Here is a 17,489-nt window from a genome sequence, read left to right as displayed (position 1 = left end):
AATCCCTATATCAATAACACATTTAACATTAGCCCTTCATATTTTGATCGATTTAAACTGCTCCTAAGTATTGAGTTGTTACCCATAGTCATGTCGTTCAAGGCGACATGGTAGAAACTTCTAAAGCCATATTCTTTAGATTATATGAGTCATATAAATTATTTAATGATGATAGCAAATTTCAGCTACTTTTTCAATATCTATCATACACTATCATCCTTGTCTTATCAGTAGTTCTCACTGAAAGCGTTTTGATTTTTAATTTAAAAATAAATTTGGTAAATAAATCAGTAAAATTATATAATTATATAAACAAAAGTTTTATAATTATAGGGCAAGGGTATAGAATTTGAACTAAGAGAAAAAATAAGGGGCGATAATCATGGCAGAAATTACAGTAGTAGAAAATCAATCAGAATTATACAACGTGATTAACCAAAAGAAATCTGAAGGCTATTTAGAAAGCGAATTAGCAGTTATTAGTCGTTCAAAATTACATTTAGATGATTTACACGATTCTCAAATTAGTTTAATTGCTACAAGCGGTTCGTTTAGTGACCGTATGTCTAGATTACTTATTGGTGAAGACGGCGAACAAGCTGTGCTTACAAGATATAATCTAAGTGATGACGAAATCGAAAGTCATAAACAAGACATTTTGGACGGTAAATTTTTAGTTATTGCTAATCGTGACCGTTCTTCTCATAATGAAGTTGAAGAACATAATGCAGCATATGAAGAAATTGACATTACACATTATGCTTCTGAATCAAAAGGACCAAAATCATAATTTGCTAATGTTAAAACAATGCTAAGCATGGCACTATAACTGATACGCAATGTCGTTACAGTTATAGTGTTTTTTTATAAATATTTTCATACACATTCATCTTTCCGTACCAGGTACAAAGTTATGATATAATTTACAAAATATATTTTCGGGGGTGTCATAATGGAATTTAAAACAATAACGTCTGCTAACGATCCATATTTCAACGAAGCAATACAAATTTACGATTCAAAATTAGACATCAGCCTCACAGAAGACAGTCATATTTTCAAACAATCACTTGAAAATAATAAAACTGAAAAAGATTATGCATTTATTGTTGGTGTTGAAAATGATGAAGTTGTTAGTATGGCTAGTGCACATTACGAAGCAACAACAAATTCTGCTTTCCTCATTTATCTCATCACTAAGAACAAAGATAATCATGATGAGGTAATGTCTAAAACATTAGAAAAAATTGAAGAACAACTAAATGTTCTATCTAATGAAATTCATGATAGAGACATCAACTTTATAATGATGGAAGTCCCTAAGGAACCTTTGACGACGGATGAAGAAACAAATAAAGTACTTGAACGTCGCAGACAATTTTTATATGAACATCAATTCGAAAAATAAACCGAAATTGATTATATTCATCCAAATTATACTAATGATGAAGATCCCAAAGAAATTGACTTGTTTATCAAAGCTAACATTCTTTTATCAAAAGATATTTATGGCACAAGTGTTAAGTCTAACTACATTCTTAAATATGTCTTCGCCAACCGTATTTCAAGAGATATAATATATCCATTACTTGAGCAAATGAAATTAAGAAGCCCTCTGTAACAAAACTTGAAATTAACTATAAATAACGGTAAACTATCATATGAGGTAAGACTGAGGTTTCACTAACCGAAGACAAACGTCAGTATACATAAACCATATATGAAAGGACTTTATTAATGTTAACTAAAGAATTCGCACAACGCGTCGAGCTAAGTGAAAAACAAGTCCGTAAAATCGTCCAACATTTAGAAGAACGTGGCTATCAACTTAGTAAGACTGAATATCGTGGACGTGAAGCAACTGATTTTAAAGAAGAAGATATCGAATTATTTAAAGATATTGCTGATAAAGTAAAGCAAACTAATAGCTATGATTTAGCATTTGAAGAATTAGAAAAGGAAAAAGATTTCCTTCAAGTCTTAGTAAAAGAAGATAATAGTCAATTACCAACTGATCAAAATATTTCACAATTGGTAGAAGACTTACGTAGTGAAATTCAAAAAATGCGTGAAGAACGTCAAATGTTAGGCCAAATGATTAGTCAAGTTCATCATCAACAACAAGAATTGAAAGAACTGCAAAGCCAAATTACTTCTAAAATAGATGCTAACACTGAATCATTAAAAGCGATTCAAACTACACAAGATGCAATACAATCAACACAACAATCTCATACTAAAAAGTTAGATGAGCAACAAGCTATTGCTTCTGAATCAAAACAAAGCAATAATGATGCTGTGAATAGTACTTCAAGCCAAAGTACTTCATCATCACAATCTACGTCACTTTCATCAAGTGAAAATAATTCAGATCAAAATAAAACAATTGCATCTACATCAGTGTCAACAACTACTGACAGCTTGAGCACTTCTAATAGTGTTGATAATAAAAAAGAAAGTACATCATTAAGTACTTCAGAACAATCAACTCAAGCAAAATCTACATCTCATTCAACATCTACATCTGAAGTATCTAATACTAATAAAGACCATGTTGAATCTCAATCTTCTCCTCTAGCTCATCAAGAGCCTAAAGAAGAGAAAAAAGGATTTTTCGCTAGATTATTTAACTTATAATAAAAAAGAAAAGTGTTAGGACAAAGTTGTAATTGTCCTAACACTTTTTTAATTTTATTTAAAAATATTAAGCCATTGATTCATTATCTTTTCAGGGCTAAATAATCCTACAACATTATTTCTTGCGTTTTCACCAAGTCGATTCGCTAAATCTTTATTATTAATAATTTCTAAAACTTTTTCAGCCATACTTTCAATATCTTTATTTTCAATCAAATATCCATTCTCACCGTCTTTTATAAAATCAGATGGACCATATTTAATATCAAAAGCTACTACCGGTTTTCTTTGTAACATTGCCTCGGCAATACTCAAACCTTGAGATTCCACTTGAGAAGTTGAAACAACACAACCAAATTTTTTAATCTTCTTCAAAGGTTCATTTGTATAACCAAGCAACTTAACATTATGCTGTAACTGTTTTTCCTTGATCATTCGTTCCAAATTACCTTTTTCTGGTCCATCCCCATATATATGAAATTCTATGCTATTATCTTTTGATATTACTTTTTCAGCGACTTCCAATAGATAATTTAGACCCTTTGTTGCTACTAACCTAGAGACTTGTCCTACAACCTTATGGTGTTTATTATTTAAATCATCCTTTTGAATATCTATAAAGTTACTAATCACATATAAGTTTTTGATGTCATATTCTTTAATAATGTCTTTCTTTTGTCCTTCTGTTAACACAATGACACCGTCTATCAAACCTGCTTTTTTCAATATATAATCTTCATGTTTCTTTTTAGCACCGCTATTATCAAAGTTTTTATGATGGTTAGTGTGAATAACCGAGAATTTTTTGGCCTTTTTATGTTTAGTATTTAACATTTTTGGAAAGCTACCTGGACCATCACAAATCATAATACTATTCTTATCGTCTTTAACTAGCCTGTCTAAAAAATAACTACAAAATTCAACATTATTACTAAACTGCTTTTTCTCATTAATTAAATAAGTATTGCCAATCACACCATTTTTAGCACTGATCTGTCTATATAAATATAGATAAGTTTGGTTATCATAAAATTGTTCAGCAACAAGTTTATTATCTTTATTAAATACATCAACTTTATGTATTTTGTTATTACATAAATATACTCGTTTTAATCGTGTATTATTTTCAAATACATCGATAACGCTTTGTTGGCGATTTATCTTTCGTTTATAAGCTATGTATTCACCACTTTTATTATTGAAAAATCTTGATATATTTTTATTTTGTTTTATCTCCACAGTACCTTTTAACATTTTTGCTAATTCTTTATATGGATGACTATTTTTCTTTCTTATTAATTTGTTAGATTTCTTTTTAAAATAGATAAATGGATTAAACATTTCCGTTCTTTTATCCATTTTATTTGAAGATACTAAACTTTTGAGAATACTATCATAATGTATTTTATAATCAAAAGTGACAATATGTCCTTTGATTTTATTATCTAAGAAGTACTTACTTCTAGTAAGCATAGCTGTTGTCATGCCGCCTTTATTAACATCTAACTCATGCACTATCATATATGCTTGCTTCATTGATGACCTCCTTGCTGTCATTGCTTAATGCACTTCACTTCTAACTACCAAATAAATGTCTAACCAATCGTTCACTTGACCTACCATCTTGATATTTAAAATGTTTATTTAAAAAAGGTTCTACTTTATATTGATCAAAGTCTTCATTATTAAGTGATTCCATTAATGCTTCAAACGTTTGAACAATTTTACCAGGTACAAACGTTTCATAACTTTCATAAAAATCTCGTGTCGTAATATAATCTTCTAAATCAAATGCATAAAATAACATCGGTTTTTTAAATACTGCAAATTCATATATTAATGAAGAATAATCACTAATCAAAATATCCGTAATAAATAACAAGTCATTTACTTCTCTTAATTCAGATATATCCAAGAAATACTTTTTAAATTTATTCGGAATTTTCAATTTATTTTTAACAAATGGATGCATTTTAAATAAAACTATGGCATTGTTATCTTTGCAATATTTAGCCAACCTTTGGAAATCAATTTTAAAGAACGGATAGTGTGCAGTATGATGTCCGCTTCCTCGAAATGTTGGTGCAAATAATATCACTTTTTTTCCTTTAATATTAGGTATTACTGTTTCCATTTTATTAATAATTTTAGTTTTATATTCTTCATCAAATAAGATATCTGTTCTAGGTACTCCAGTAGGTATTACATTTTGTTCTTTTATTCCAAATGCTTCTGCGTAATACGGAATATCATTTTCCGAAGAAACATATGCTTTAGTATAGTTTCTATGATTAAGAGAATTAAAGAATGGCCCACCCTTTTTTCCTGTTCTACTAAACCCTACTGTCTTAAAGGCCCCAACTGCGTGCCAAACTTGTATAATCTCTTGTGACTTGCGAAATTTAACTTTATAAAGCATAGGGTGATAATCATCAACGAAAATATAATCTGCTTTTCCTAATAAATATGGGAATTTAAATTTATCTATAAACTTTCTTCTTTCTGTAATATGGGGTTTGAATAACGCATGAATATCGTATTTTTGGTCTAAATTAACTTTAATCATTTCATCATATATGAATTTGAAGTTACCAGACATATTTGACCTTGAATCCGAAGTAAATAATACTGTTTTACCCTTTCGAAGATGGAAAAACTTAGTAACATAAAATATTGATTTGAAGATACTATCTCGAATGTTATATGCATAACTTCTATATTTAAGTCTCATCTCTTTATACATCTCTATTAACATACTATTTCTCTTTCTAGGCACCTTATACATTACATTTAATACAAGTTCGTTTACTTCACTTGAAATTTCAGGTTTAACTGTATAAACAGTGGTACTAGAGTTCCCACCTTTATGGAATTCTTTCATTAACCTTTCAAGTAAAAAGTTCACTTTTGCGTTTGAAGTTTCCAGAGCTTCATACAAGGCTAACTCTGTCTCATCAAGTTGTTCATAAAATTGATTAATGACTTCTTGATTCATAGTAGCAATATGTTCTTCTTGTTGTTTATTAACTAGTAGGTACTGTCCTGAAGATAAATAATAGCCATTATCAAGAATAGCCACATTAAATCGACAAATAAATCTGTTTTCATTAATTTCAACTTGATTAGCTTTTAATTCTTTTGTTTCTGTTAAGTTTCTTAAAACAAACTCACTCTTTTCAATATTTAAATTATCTACATGTCCTTCTATAAATAACTGCACTCTTTCTCAGTAAATATTATCTATATATAGTTTTGTCTTGATCAATATGAGCATCCTTTCGTATTACATAATCCATTTCAAAACTGTTTTTCCCCATGAATTAGATAAATCTGATTCAAAAGCGTTGATAACATCATTAATAGTACGAATTTCAAACTCTTCGCCTTTTAATAATGCTAACTTGTCAATAATGTCAGGGTGTTTTTCATAAAGATTAACTACATTTTTAAAGTCTTCAGCACCACTTCGACTACTACCTATCACTGTCAGTCCTTTTTCTAAAATAAGTCTAGTATTGATTTCAACTGGCATTTCACTAACACCTAATAAAGAAATACTTCCTTCTGGTCTAATTAAATTAATGATTTGGTTGATTGCATCTTGGCTACCTTTACCTCCAACACATTCAAACCCATGATCTATGTCTAAATCATCGGTTATATTATCTATGTGGTAAACGCCATTTACGAAAGAAAAATGACTTAATTTATAATCTGTTTTTCCAAAAACATATATTTGGGCTTTTGGATATAATTTTCTAAGTAGAAGTGCGGTAATATAACCTAAATTGCCATCTCCCCATACGCCAAACGACGATTTATGACCAGTTGCCTTTTGTTCAAAACGATCAATCGCATGCAAACTAACAGTAACTAATTCCGTGTATGACAATATACTTAAGTCGCTACCTTCTGGCAGAGGTACAACCCTATCATGTTTTAATAAATTGAAATCTTGCATAAATCCATCATAGCCACTCGATTTAAATTGACTGGTTGGTAAATAGTTTTCTGAAATGAAATCACTATTTTCTATTGGCGTATTGGGAACCATGACTACTTTAGTACCTATTTTAAAGATACCTTTACTATCGAATACAACTTCACCTACCCCTTCATGAATTAAAGACATAGGCAACTTCTTTTTTAACGTTTGTTTATCTCTATTACCTGTATAATATCGTTGATCTGCAGCGCAAATGGATAAATATTGAGGACGAACTATAACATAATCACTAAAAATATCGACACTATCGTATGAAACTTCAAATTGTCTTGGAGAAGTAAGGCGATAAATTTGATTAATCATGATGGATGTCACCTTTGATAATAGCGTTAGCTACTTGTAAGTCATATGGCGTCGTTACTTTAATATTGAATGTTTCTCCTCTAACTAGTTTGACTGTCTGATTATTTTCAACGATAATTTTGCAAGCATCCGTCAATACTTCTTTTTGTTTCTCATTTAATCGGTTGTAACTTTCTTTCAATAATTTGATTTTAAAAGACTGCGGGGTCTGTCCTTGGTACATATGACTTCTTATTGGAATAGAAGTGACGCTGTCTTGATTTTCAGCAACGACAATAGTATCAATAGCTTCAATAACAGTGTCTACAGCACCATATTTAATAGCACCGTCAATATTTTCTTTGATTATTCGATATGTTAAAAAAGGCCTCACAGCATCGTGAGTGACTATAATATCGTCTTCTTCTATAGGTTTATATTTTTCAATATGTTCAACAATATTCATAATCGTTTCATTTCTATCTTTACCGCCTGCAATGACATCAATTCTTGAATCTGAAATATTATATTTTTTCAATGTATCAATCGTATGAGATAGCCATTTTGACGGTGTAGCAATGATGATCTTTTCAAATTCGTTTAACAAAATGAATTTCTCAATTGTATGTATTAAAATCGGTTTATTATCTAAATCTAAAAATTGCTTAGGTAAAGGAACATTCCCCATTCTTGAACCTATTCCACCAGCAAGTATTCCAGCATATTTCATTTATCAACTCTCCTTTTAATCGTAACAAGGATATCATTTTTAAATTATTATATAACATATTTAATATATAACATAACAAACTAAGTTGTCTATCTATATATTAGCGAAGTGATTCATAATGAATACGGCTTTTTATAATGACTAAAAATATGTTGATAAATAAAACTAAATCTACAAATTTATGTTTTATTTTTAATTCTGAGTATTCCTATAATATTTACAATCATACCCTTGATTTATAAAAATAACAGTTATATTCTTAATACATAACTTTTATAAAAAATGAATTGTTAAGGGAGTGTTGATTTTGGTTCCATTTTTAACAGTGGTTAATGTTATTGTGCTTATTGCCTTTATTATCATGTTAAATGTCATGGCTAGAAAGCATATATCATTTCCTAAACGTGTGTTTACAGCATTAGCTATAGGCATCATTTTAGGCATCGCAATGCACCTCATTTATGGTGTGGACTCAAAAGTAATCGAAACTACAAGCGATTGGTTTAGTATCGTAGGTGACGGATATGTCGCATTACTACAAATGATTGTTATGCCGCTTATCTTTATTTCAATCGTTTCAGCATTTAGTAAAATTCAAATTGGGGATAAATTCGCTAAAATTGGTAGCTACATTTTTATGTTCCTCATCGGAACTGTTGCAATAGCTGCATTAGTAGGTATTGGATATGCTTTATTATTCGGTTTAGATGCATCTTCAATTGATTTAGGTAGTGCAGAACATTCACGTGGTAGTGAAATTTCAAAAGAAGCTAAAAACTTAACTGCACACACATTACCTCAACAAATATTAGAACTATTACCAAGCAATCCTTTCTTAGACTTTACTGGTCAAAGAACTACGTCTACGATTGCCGTAGTAATATTCGCTTCATTTGTAGGATTCGCCTATTTACGTGTAGCTCGTAAAGAACCTAATCATGGCGATGTACTTAAACGTGGTATAGAAGCCATTTATTCAGTTGTCATGGCTATTGTTACTTTCGTATTAAGATTGACACCATATGGTATCTTAGCCATTATGACATCGACGATAGCGACTAGTGACTTTGCTGCTATATGGACTTTAGGTAAATTTATGATTGCATCTTATGCAGCACTAATTACGATGTATATCATTCACTTAATCATTTTATCTATCCTTGGTATTAATCCAATAAAATATATGAAGAAAACATTCGAAGTGCTAGTGTTTGCCTTCACATCACGTTCAAGTGCTGGAGCGTTACCATTAAATATCCAAACACAAACAACACGTCTTGGTGTTCCTGAAGGTATCGCAAACTTCTCAGCAACATTCGGTTTATCAATTGGACAAAATGGATGTGCGGGTATCTACCCTGCTATGCTTGCAATTATGGTTGCACCAGTAGCTCATGTAGATATCGACTTACAGTTCATCGTGACATTAGTAGCAGTTGTTATCATAAGTTCATTTGGTGTTGCAGGTGTAGGTGGCGGTGCGACATTCGCTTCCATCTTAGTTTTATCAACTCTAAACTTACCTGTAGCTTTAGCCGGTGTTTTAATTTCTATAGAACCGCTTATAGACATGGGTCGTACTGCACTTAACGTCAACGATTCTATTTTAGCCGGTACTGGTACCGCAAAACTCACTAAAAATTGGGACAAAAAATCATTTGAATCTAATGAATACGGTGAATTAACAACGAATTAAATTTCAGATTAAAAAAGGGAGAATGCCTATTGTAGTGGCATTCTCCCTTTTTATGTTCATGTATTTATTATTTTTTAATTAATCCTGCATTATTCAATTGATTCAACATGTCTAATCTTGTTTTATTTCCCATAAATGATTCAATTTGTTCTGACCAGGTTTCGCTTCTTTCACCATTGGTACGTTCTTTATAATAATTACTTATTGTTTGATCATAATCTTGTAGTTCACTAATTTGTTTGTCTTTATCTGAATTATATTTGTTTCTATGGAAGACATGCTCTAAAGGTAAGCGGGGTTTCGCTGCACCATTTTCATTATCAGCTGGTTCACCAACAGCCATTCCAAATAGAGGGAAGGTATATTCAGGTAAGTCTAAAATCTCACGTACTCGTCCAACATCGTTACGTAATGAACCTAAATAAACCATACCATATCCCATATCTTCAGCTGCGACTGCAATGTTTTCTGCAACAAGTGCAACATCAATAGAACCTACTAATAAACCTTCAGCTGATTCAAATGAAATTTCCATATTTGATTCTGCTTTTTCATTAACTAAATTATGACGATAATAATCTAAAACAAATACAAATAAGAATCCATTTTCAACAACATACGGTTGTCCTGATACTTCTTTCAAATCTTCTTTAATTTTAGGGTCATCAACACCAATGATTGAATATGCTTGTAAAAAACTAGATGTTGATGCGCTTTGACCTGCTTCAACCAATTTCTCTACTATTTCTTGGCTTAATGGTGTTGTTTTAAAACGACGCACCGAATGATGCTTTTTCATTAACTCATATACATAATCTGACATTATAGTTCCACTCCTATATATTCGAAAAATAAAATTCCCGTAATTTATCTTTAATTATTGTATACCCTTTTCAATTAGATTTTAAATGAGTTGCACTCACTAAAATGATAGTCTTACAATGATTAAATCGTGTTTTATGAAAGTTATGATTTAACATGTTAGTATCGAGGTATAGTATGATGTAATAAAATTACACCATATTATCAATCATAAGTATTTAGTTGAGAATGAAGTTATTATTTTAATATTAAAAAGTATCATTATTAATATTAATAATTACTTACTCTATTCTAAATAATAATTTCATTAGATATGCTAAAACACTTACAACATCAATTTTAAAAGTATATATTCATATGTACGAGTTGATGAAGTTGACTATTTAATATCTAGATGTAATAATATTAAACAAGAGATTAGAATTATTATAATTAAACAATGATTGTTATCTAATTCTAATAAAACATTCTCAATTAATCAGGAGGAATTTAACTATGTCTTTAATTAATAAAGAAATCTTACCATTCACAGCGCAAGCTTACGATCCAAAGAAAGATGAATTCAAAGAAGTATCTCAAGAAGACTTAAAAGGTTCTTGGAGTGTAGTATGCTTCTATCCTGCAGACTTCTCATTCGTTTGTCCAACTGAATTAGAAGACTTACAAAACCAATATGACAAATTACAAGAATTAGGCGTAAATGTATTCTCAGTTTCTACTGATACTCATTTCGTACACAAAGCTTGGCATGATCATTCAGATGCTATCAGCAAAATCCAATACAATATGATTGGTGACCCTTCTCAAACAATCACTCGTAACTTCGACGTATTAGATGAAGAACTTGGTCTAGCACAACGTGGTACATTCATTATCGACCCTGATGGTGTTGTACAAGCTGCAGAAATCAATGCTGATGGAATCGGCCGTGACGCTAGTACATTAGTTCACAAAATCAAAGCTGCTCAATATGTACGTCAACATCCAGGTGAAGTTTGCCCTGCAAAATGGGAAGAAGGTTCTGAAACTTTACAACCAGGATTAGACTTAGTAGGTAAAATTTAAGGAGGCATTAATTAATAATGCTTAATGCTGATTTAAAACAACAATTAAAACAATTACTTGAGCTTATGGAAGGCGACGTTGAATTCGTCGCTAGCCTTGGCTCTGATGATAAATCTAAAGAATTAAAAGAATTATTAGATGAAGTAACAGAGATGTCATCTCACATCACTCTTACTGAAAAAGAATTGAAACGTACACCTAGTTTCTCAGTAAATCGCCCAGGCGAAGAAACTGGTATTACTTTCGCAGGTATTCCTTTAGGTCACGAATTTAACTCACTTGTATTAGCTATTTTACAAGTAAGTGGCCGTCCACCTAAAGAACAACAATCTGTTATTGATCAAATTAAAGGCCTAGAAGGTTCATTCCATTTTGAAACCTTTGTAAGTTTAACTTGTCAAAAATGTCCAGATGTTGTTCAAGCATTAAACTTAATGAGTGTAATCAACCCTAACATTACACATACAATGATTGACGGTGCAGTATTCCGTGAAGAATCTGAAAACATCATGGCAGTACCTGCTGTCTTCTTAGATGGAGAAGAGTTTGGTAACGGCCGTATGTCAATTCAAGATATTCTTAACCAATTAGGAAGTACTGCTGACGCATCAGAATTCGAAGGCAAAGACCCTTACGATGTATTAGTTATCGGTGGCGGTCCAGCAAGTGGTAGTGCTGCAATTTATACAGCACGTAAAGGTTTACGCACTGGTATTGTGGCTGACCGCATTGGTGGACAAGTTAATGATACTGCTGGTATTGAAAACTTCATTACTGTTAAAGAAACAACAGGTTCTGAATTTTCATCTCATTTAGCGGATCATATTGCTCAATACGACATCGATACTATGACTGGTATCCGTGCTACTAATATTGAAAAAACAGATAGTGCAATTCGCGTTACGTTAGAAAACGATGCTGTACTAGAAACTAAAACAGCCATCATTTCTACAGGTGCAAGTTGGCGTAAGCTTAATATTCCAGGCGAAGATCGTTTACTCAACAAAGGTGTTGCTTTCTGCCCTCACTGTGATGGTCCTTTATTTGAAAACAAAGACGTTGCAGTTATCGGTGGCGGTAACTCAGGTGTTGAAGCAGCGATTGATTTAGCTGGAATTGTTAAGCATGTCACTGTCTTCGAATATTCAGAAGAATTGAAAGCTGACAGTGTACTTCAAGACCGTTTACGTTCATTATCAAATGTTGATATCAAAACTAAAGCAAGAACAACAGAAGTTATTGGTGAAGACCATGTCACTGGTATTAAATACGAAGATATGAACACTGGTGAAGAGCAAGTGGTTAATTTAGATGGTATCTTTGTACAAATCGGTTTAGTACCTAATACAGCATGGATATCAGATGCTGTTGAATTAAATGGTCGTGGAGAAGTTGTTATCGATAATAATAACAGCACAAACGTTCCAGGTATCTTTGCCGCTGGTGACGTGACTAATCAGAAAAACAAACAAATCATTATTTCTATGGGTGCAGGCGCAAATGCTGCCCTAAACGCATTCGATTATATTATTAGAAATTAATACCCGCTATAAAACATTTCATTAAAATATATCTTCAAAACAGAATTCCTTAATGGAATTCTGTTTTTTTATTATTATATTCAATAAACATGTTATGATATAAGTAATGAAAAATTTTTATCTTTTAACATCGTTGGGTTTTTACATTATGACGTAAACTGTTTTCTAGTCTAAATCCATCACACATCATATATTTTAAAGGAGCTATTATGAATACCTTAAATCATATTACTAAAGTGAAAATTTATGAAATCCAAACATTTTTAGACATCCCTAGAAAACTTTCACCACTCGAAACCTTACATATTGCTTTTCAACCACACAATGTGAACCTTATTTATAACAATATGGGAAAAGACGAACAAACATACATCGAAAACTTGTTAAAGGATGCTTCATCAACTGTTAACGTTAATGAAGACATAAAAACTACTTGCAAATTAACAAATCAATTAGGATTCTTCTATAAAGAATCTACAGATGAATATATTATAGACCCTATCTATTTAAATAAGGTAAATGAATATGTTTTTACTGGACTCTATGAATATAAAGACTTAGATAATGATAACAAGCAATTGCTAAAAGAATTTAAAAAGCTAGATGAAAAAGTACGTTACAATATAGAACATACTAATTTAAAAGATTATTTAACAACTTTAAAAGCAAAAGATATTCAAAACATCTTAAAATTTTACGAATTTAAAAATACTTCAAAATTAAAAAAAGCTGATGCTGTGAAATTAATCAATGATACATTCTTTGAAAATAATGAATTGTTAGAACGTGTATTCAATCAATTTACAAATTCAACATTATTTATATTTCAATCTATATATGAAAACGACAAAAATTACACTTCCAATATAGATATCGCATCAACAGTTAATGACGTTCAAGAACTCACTTCACCATCACAGTTATTCAATTATTCATTTATATTCAACTACAATGCACGTTATAATATCGTTTCGATACCATATGACGCATTAGATTTTATAGATAAATATATTCAGTCAACTGGTGGCTTAGAATCGGTTATTGATGACCAAATTGAAAGAATCGGCACTCAAAAAGATAATATATTTGAATCACTAGCAGAACATTCATTAATCTCTGAAATTGAGGATGATTTAACTGGTTGGGATAGTTTAGGTGACTTTGATAGCTTAGCAGATTCTGAAGATAATTTTACTGAAAATGATATCATTGAGGCATTTGAGGAAAATAATCCAGATAATCAAGACGAGTTAGATAACAGTACATTAGAATCAGTTAACATAGAAAATTATATGGATCCAGAAATCCGTCAAAATCTAGTGCAAGAGCAATTGAAGCATTTTAAAAATGATCCTAAAAAACAACATTACGTTACACCTCTAAATATCTATATTGCAATCACAAATCTGTATGGTTATGCTTCTTTAGAGCGTGTGTCCTATTTGATGAAACATCTATATAATAAAGAGATGACTCAAAATGACATTAAAGATGAGATTAAAGATATGGATATCAATCGTTTAGTGACTATTCAAAACGATATGCTATTACATCCTGTCATTCCTTTGTTAACAAATAGTAGTGATATTGATGACCCATTTAAAGCGTTCTATGTACCAGACAATTTAGATGAACTGCTAACATATGTAAACAATGAGTATTATGAACGCAATACCAAACTTAAACAGTTCATTAAATTCATTAGAAATAACATTAAAGCAAATGATGATATTGAAAAAGAAAAAGCCGTTCAGTATATACTATTTCATTTAAGAATAGCACCCGATGAAGAACATGCTGTTGAAATGATGAACAATCTTTTTAAAGAGGATAAGATTTTACCAGTTCCAGATAAAACATTGAGCAAACAAATAGAAAAAGGTTGGACTCATCTAAGATTATGGAGTACACGTGGTTTTACAGTTCAAGAAATCTTGAATTCCACTAAATAATGAACGTACACAAAATGTTCATAGTTCATTATTTAATCAATGCTTAAACATTCAAATCATTTTTGATACGTGATACGCTATAATATATAATAAATTAAACACAATGAATATTGTACGAATAAAAGGAGTACCAAACCTAATGAAGAAAAGAGTCCTACTCACGTTAATCTTATCATTTGCACTTGTACTATCAGCTTGTGCCAATAAAAGTGAAGATAACAATGATCAAGATTCACACAGTAATGCTCATGCACCTAAAAATGCTAAGCAATTAAAAGAAAAAGATATTTTCACTTCTAACAAAAAAAATGCAACAATAAGTGAAGATGAAATGAACAAAGCACTTGAAAAATATTTACAAGTCAATAGCGATATTCTTGATAATAAGTACGTTATCCAACACCAATTAGATCGTCAAAGTGATAGCAGTAAAAAGATTACTAAAAAACAATCAGATCGTTTAAGTGAACTATCTAATTTGGCTGTTAAAAACGACTTACACTTCAAAAAATTCGTGAATAATAATAAAATTCCAAATGAATATAAAGATCCAACCAATCGTATTATCAAATATTTCAAAGCATTAAATAGCACTATTGCTGATGTCGATGAAGAGATTGAACAATTAAACTATCAACCTCAAAATTCAATCAATGTTGTTGATGTGCCAACTAACTATGCAGGCGATGTAAATAAAAAACAACAAGATAAAATCAAATCATTCTTGGATAAGAAAAATATCAAGACAGACGTTTTTGATAAATAGTAAATAAGCTTCTATTCGGTAAGTTTCATTATGAAAACTAATCGAGTAGAAGCTTTTTGTATGCTGTATTTATTTGGTTATACGCATTTATCGTAACATTGACATCATTACAATACTTAGTCACACTAATAAATGAGCAAAATTTTAAAAACAACATATATTTATAGGAGTGAGAACATGAAACGTCGCGTAATTTTTGTGATTATTGCAATTTTATCAACTGTTGCTACAATCATTATGTGCGCTAAGCATCCGACAGGCCCACATACAATAAGCTTAGATAAACCTGCAGAACTTTGGACTGCTATTGGTACTGTAGTTGCATTTGCGCTACCTGCACTTATTTTAAGTATTTTCAATCATCTTACTACTAGAATTATATCTAGCGTTCTACAAATTATTGCAATTGTACCTTGGTCTGGATTAGCTGTTGTCGCATTTATCCTAGAAGACTATTCAGTCGGTATTACTGCTGCAATTTCTGTTATTTTAATTATTATTAGTACGTTCGTTACTTTAATTGTGGGATCACCTAAACAGAAGAAACAAAATTCATAAAACAAGACACCCGGCTGTCTTAATTTATAAAAAAAGTGAAATGCGTTTGTATCATACACGCATTTCACCTTTTTATTATATTTCAATCAAATATGGCTTACAGTTTTCAACGTTAGCAGTTAATGCTTCGTCTTTTGTTAGTTGCTGTAAATAAACAAATAGACATCTAATAACAACTTGATGCGCTACAATAACAATCGCTTCTGCTTTTTTATCTACAATCGTATCGAAAAACATCGAAACTCTATCATAAACATCTTGATAACTTTCTCCTTCAGGTGCTTTTTGAGTAAAGCTATGGCGAAAATCTTTGTAATTATCGTCATTAAAATATTTATAAAAATGCTGATCTTCCGATACTTCTTTTTTAAATTTACCTTCAAATACACCTAATGATCTCTCTTTAAGTAAATCTGTATAGGTCGTAGGAAGATTGTATGGAAATATTGCTTCATATGTTTGCTGTGTTCTCAATAAACTCGACACGTACACATGATCAATCGCTTTATTCGCAAAGTAACTTACTAATGCTTGTGCACTTTCAGTACCTTTTTCAGTTAATGGCATATTAAGTTGACCACAGAAATAAGGTTCTCCGTGCTTATTATCATAATTTGATTTAGATTCACCATGTCTTACTAAATATATTTTCACTTTAACTCCCACCCTAATTTGCTTAACTTGATTTACTTAATAATAAATTAATTGATAGACCAATCAAAATAATACCTACTGCATAATCAAATATTGCTTTAATTTTCGGATTACTGAATAATAATTTAATGTATTGGAATATGAATACACAAAATAAAAACCAACAACATACGACTAACACTACAGATAAGACTAAAACTGCTACTTGAGATGTCATGTGTATATTTCCTTGTGATAAAAATTGAGGCAGTATACTCACGTAATAAAGTAATGCTTTAGGATTTAATATGGTACTTAAAAATCCTTGTCTATACGATGAAAGATATGAAACTTTGTTTAAATCTTGCTTTTGATCATTAAAAGACATGGATTGACGCGCTGACAAAATAGAACGAATACCTAAATAAATTAAGTAACACGCCCCAAATATTTTAATTAATAGAAAGACGTAATATAAACTTGTTAATATGTATATAATTCCGAAAATAGCTAAACTCGCATAAACAATATGACCAGTCGTAATGCCCAGTGCTGCTAACATACCATTTCTTTTTCCAGAATGGACAGTATTCTTCATGACGATTAGAAAATCTGGTCCCGGTACGATAATCATTAATAGTGAAATTAAAATAAATGTTATAATGCCTTCCATGATGAATCCCTCCATAATAGTATCCTATCAATAGCCGTATAAACATACAACAGAACGAAAAATATTGAGAATAGACTAACAATTTATGTATATAAAATTAATAGAATTAAACATATTCAAATGTGATT

The 17,489-nt window shown here is 30.8% G+C and carries 15 protein-coding genes, 1 pseudogene and 1 riboswitch; of the genes and pseudogenes, 9 read left to right on the top strand and 7 right to left on the bottom strand.

Annotated features, from left to right (window positions below; translation table 11 throughout):
- Positions 1 to 65: 65 nt before the first annotated feature.
- Positions 66 to 168: riboswitch (purine riboswitch) on the bottom strand.
- A 214-nt stretch (positions 169 to 382) separates the two neighbouring features.
- From HMPREF3125_RS03180 to HMPREF3125_RS03170, 3 genes and pseudogenes are all read left to right on the top strand, one after another.
- Positions 383 to 790 carry a YflT domain-containing protein gene (locus HMPREF3125_RS03180; RefSeq protein WP_029056579.1) on the top strand — a complete coding sequence of 136 codons (408 nt, stop codon included), beginning with the start codon at positions 383 to 385 and terminating at the stop codon, positions 788 to 790.
- 162 nt (positions 791 to 952) lie between these two features.
- A pseudogene (locus tag HMPREF3125_RS03175) lies at positions 953 to 1,621 on the top strand (hypothetical protein).
- 116 nt (positions 1,622 to 1,737) lie between these two features.
- Positions 1,738 to 2,637, top strand: a complete 900-nt coding sequence (locus tag HMPREF3125_RS03170) for a hypothetical protein (protein ID WP_070451911.1) — start codon at positions 1,738 to 1,740, stop codon at positions 2,635 to 2,637.
- Between the two features lie 54 nt (positions 2,638 to 2,691).
- Here the strand turns inward: HMPREF3125_RS03170 and HMPREF3125_RS03165 are convergent, their stop codons facing one another.
- The 4 genes from HMPREF3125_RS03165 to HMPREF3125_RS03150 form a co-directional block, all read right to left on the bottom strand.
- The gene (locus tag HMPREF3125_RS03165) at positions 2,692 to 4,173 is read right to left on the bottom strand and encodes a glycosyltransferase (protein WP_070451908.1); all 1,482 of its coding nucleotides are present in this window, start codon (positions 4,171 to 4,173) and stop codon (positions 2,692 to 2,694) included.
- Positions 4,174 to 4,213: 40 nt separating this feature from the next.
- Positions 4,214 to 5,857 (bottom strand): teichoic acid ribitol-phosphate polymerase TarL, encoded by a 1,644-nt coding sequence (gene tarL / locus HMPREF3125_RS03160; RefSeq protein ID WP_256278058.1) that lies wholly within the window; start codon positions 5,855 to 5,857, stop codon positions 4,214 to 4,216.
- A gap of 63 nt (positions 5,858 to 5,920) precedes the next feature.
- The gene (locus tag HMPREF3125_RS03155; RefSeq protein ID WP_070451905.1) at positions 5,921 to 6,946 is read right to left on the bottom strand and encodes a zinc-binding dehydrogenase; all 1,026 of its coding nucleotides are present in this window, start codon (positions 6,944 to 6,946) and stop codon (positions 5,921 to 5,923) included.
- The gene (locus tag HMPREF3125_RS03150) at positions 6,939 to 7,655 is read right to left on the bottom strand and encodes a D-ribitol-5-phosphate cytidylyltransferase (RefSeq protein ID WP_017638447.1); all 717 of its coding nucleotides are present in this window, start codon (positions 7,653 to 7,655) and stop codon (positions 6,939 to 6,941) included. Before HMPREF3125_RS03150 ends, HMPREF3125_RS03155 begins: the two co-directional genes overlap by 8 nt.
- Before the next feature lie 307 nt (positions 7,656 to 7,962).
- On the opposite strand from HMPREF3125_RS03150, the gene HMPREF3125_RS03145 reads away from it, so the two are divergent.
- A complete protein-coding gene (locus HMPREF3125_RS03145; RefSeq protein WP_029056586.1) occupies positions 7,963 to 9,351 on the top strand; it encodes an L-cystine transporter in 1,389 nt (462 codons plus the stop codon).
- Between the two features lie 67 nt (positions 9,352 to 9,418).
- Here the strand turns inward: HMPREF3125_RS03145 and nfsA are convergent, their stop codons facing one another.
- Positions 9,419 to 10,174 (bottom strand): oxygen-insensitive NADPH nitroreductase, encoded by a 756-nt coding sequence (gene nfsA / locus HMPREF3125_RS03140; RefSeq protein ID WP_070451902.1) that lies wholly within the window; start codon positions 10,172 to 10,174, stop codon positions 9,419 to 9,421.
- Between the two features lie 494 nt (positions 10,175 to 10,668).
- On the opposite strand from nfsA, the gene ahpC reads away from it, so the two are divergent.
- From ahpC to HMPREF3125_RS03115, 5 genes are all read left to right on the top strand, one after another.
- Positions 10,669 to 11,238 (top strand): alkyl hydroperoxide reductase subunit C, encoded by a 570-nt coding sequence (gene ahpC, locus HMPREF3125_RS03135; protein WP_002451489.1) that lies wholly within the window; start codon positions 10,669 to 10,671, stop codon positions 11,236 to 11,238.
- A 17-nt stretch (positions 11,239 to 11,255) separates the two neighbouring features.
- A complete protein-coding gene (gene ahpF / locus HMPREF3125_RS03130) occupies positions 11,256 to 12,779 on the top strand; it encodes an alkyl hydroperoxide reductase subunit F (protein WP_070451899.1) in 1,524 nt (507 codons plus the stop codon).
- A gap of 209 nt (positions 12,780 to 12,988) precedes the next feature.
- The gene (locus tag HMPREF3125_RS03125; protein WP_070451896.1) at positions 12,989 to 14,731 is read left to right on the top strand and encodes a hypothetical protein; all 1,743 of its coding nucleotides are present in this window, start codon (positions 12,989 to 12,991) and stop codon (positions 14,729 to 14,731) included.
- 139 nt (positions 14,732 to 14,870) lie between these two features.
- Positions 14,871 to 15,497 carry an NDxxF motif lipoprotein gene (locus HMPREF3125_RS03120; RefSeq protein WP_070451894.1) on the top strand — a complete coding sequence of 209 codons (627 nt, stop codon included), beginning with the start codon at positions 14,871 to 14,873 and terminating at the stop codon, positions 15,495 to 15,497.
- Positions 15,498 to 15,674: 177 nt separating this feature from the next.
- Positions 15,675 to 16,055 (top strand): hypothetical protein, encoded by a 381-nt coding sequence (locus HMPREF3125_RS03115; protein WP_029056590.1) that lies wholly within the window; start codon positions 15,675 to 15,677, stop codon positions 16,053 to 16,055.
- A gap of 75 nt (positions 16,056 to 16,130) precedes the next feature.
- On the opposite strand, the gene HMPREF3125_RS03110 is transcribed toward HMPREF3125_RS03115, so the two are convergent.
- Positions 16,131 to 16,709, bottom strand: coding sequence for a histidine phosphatase family protein (locus HMPREF3125_RS03110; protein ID WP_070451890.1), 579 nt, complete (start codon positions 16,707 to 16,709; stop codon positions 16,131 to 16,133).
- A gap of 22 nt (positions 16,710 to 16,731) precedes the next feature.
- The gene (locus HMPREF3125_RS03105; RefSeq protein ID WP_070451888.1) at positions 16,732 to 17,361 is read right to left on the bottom strand and encodes a LysE family translocator; all 630 of its coding nucleotides are present in this window, start codon (positions 17,359 to 17,361) and stop codon (positions 16,732 to 16,734) included.
- Between the last annotated feature and the right edge of the window lie 128 nt (positions 17,362 to 17,489).

The organism is Staphylococcus sp. HMSC13A10 (assembly GCF_001808005.1).
GTDB classification, from domain to species: domain Bacteria; phylum Bacillota; class Bacilli; order Staphylococcales; family Staphylococcaceae; genus Staphylococcus; species Staphylococcus pasteuri.
This window is presented reverse-complemented; position numbering and strand designations above follow the sequence as displayed.

Excerpts from the sequence above, each read along its gene's own strand:
- HMPREF3125_RS03180 (WP_029056579.1), top strand. The coding sequence starts at position 383 with ATGGCAGAAATTACAGTAGTAGAAAATCAATCAGAATTATACAACGTG.
- HMPREF3125_RS03170 (WP_070451911.1), top strand. The coding sequence starts at position 1,738 with ATGTTAACTAAAGAATTCGCACAACGCGTCGAGCTAAGTGAAAAACAA.
- HMPREF3125_RS03165 (WP_070451908.1), bottom strand. The coding sequence starts at position 4,173 with ATGAAGCAAGCATATATGATAGTGCATGAGTTAGATGTTAATAAAGGC.
- HMPREF3125_RS03155 (WP_070451905.1), bottom strand. The coding sequence starts at position 6,946 with ATGATTAATCAAATTTATCGCCTTACTTCTCCAAGACAATTTGAAGTT.
- HMPREF3125_RS03150 (WP_017638447.1), bottom strand. The coding sequence starts at position 7,655 with ATGAAATATGCTGGAATACTTGCTGGTGGAATAGGTTCAAGAATGGGG.
- nfsA (WP_070451902.1), bottom strand. The coding sequence starts at position 10,174 with ATGTCAGATTATGTATATGAGTTAATGAAAAAGCATCATTCGGTGCGT.
- ahpC (WP_002451489.1), top strand. The coding sequence starts at position 10,669 with ATGTCTTTAATTAATAAAGAAATCTTACCATTCACAGCGCAAGCTTAC.
- ahpF (WP_070451899.1), top strand. The coding sequence starts at position 11,256 with ATGCTTAATGCTGATTTAAAACAACAATTAAAACAATTACTTGAGCTT.
- HMPREF3125_RS03125 (WP_070451896.1), top strand. The coding sequence starts at position 12,989 with ATGAATACCTTAAATCATATTACTAAAGTGAAAATTTATGAAATCCAA.
- HMPREF3125_RS03120 (WP_070451894.1), top strand. The coding sequence starts at position 14,871 with ATGAAGAAAAGAGTCCTACTCACGTTAATCTTATCATTTGCACTTGTA.
- HMPREF3125_RS03115 (WP_029056590.1), top strand. The coding sequence starts at position 15,675 with ATGAAACGTCGCGTAATTTTTGTGATTATTGCAATTTTATCAACTGTT.
- HMPREF3125_RS03105 (WP_070451888.1), bottom strand. The coding sequence starts at position 17,361 with ATGGAAGGCATTATAACATTTATTTTAATTTCACTATTAATGATTATC.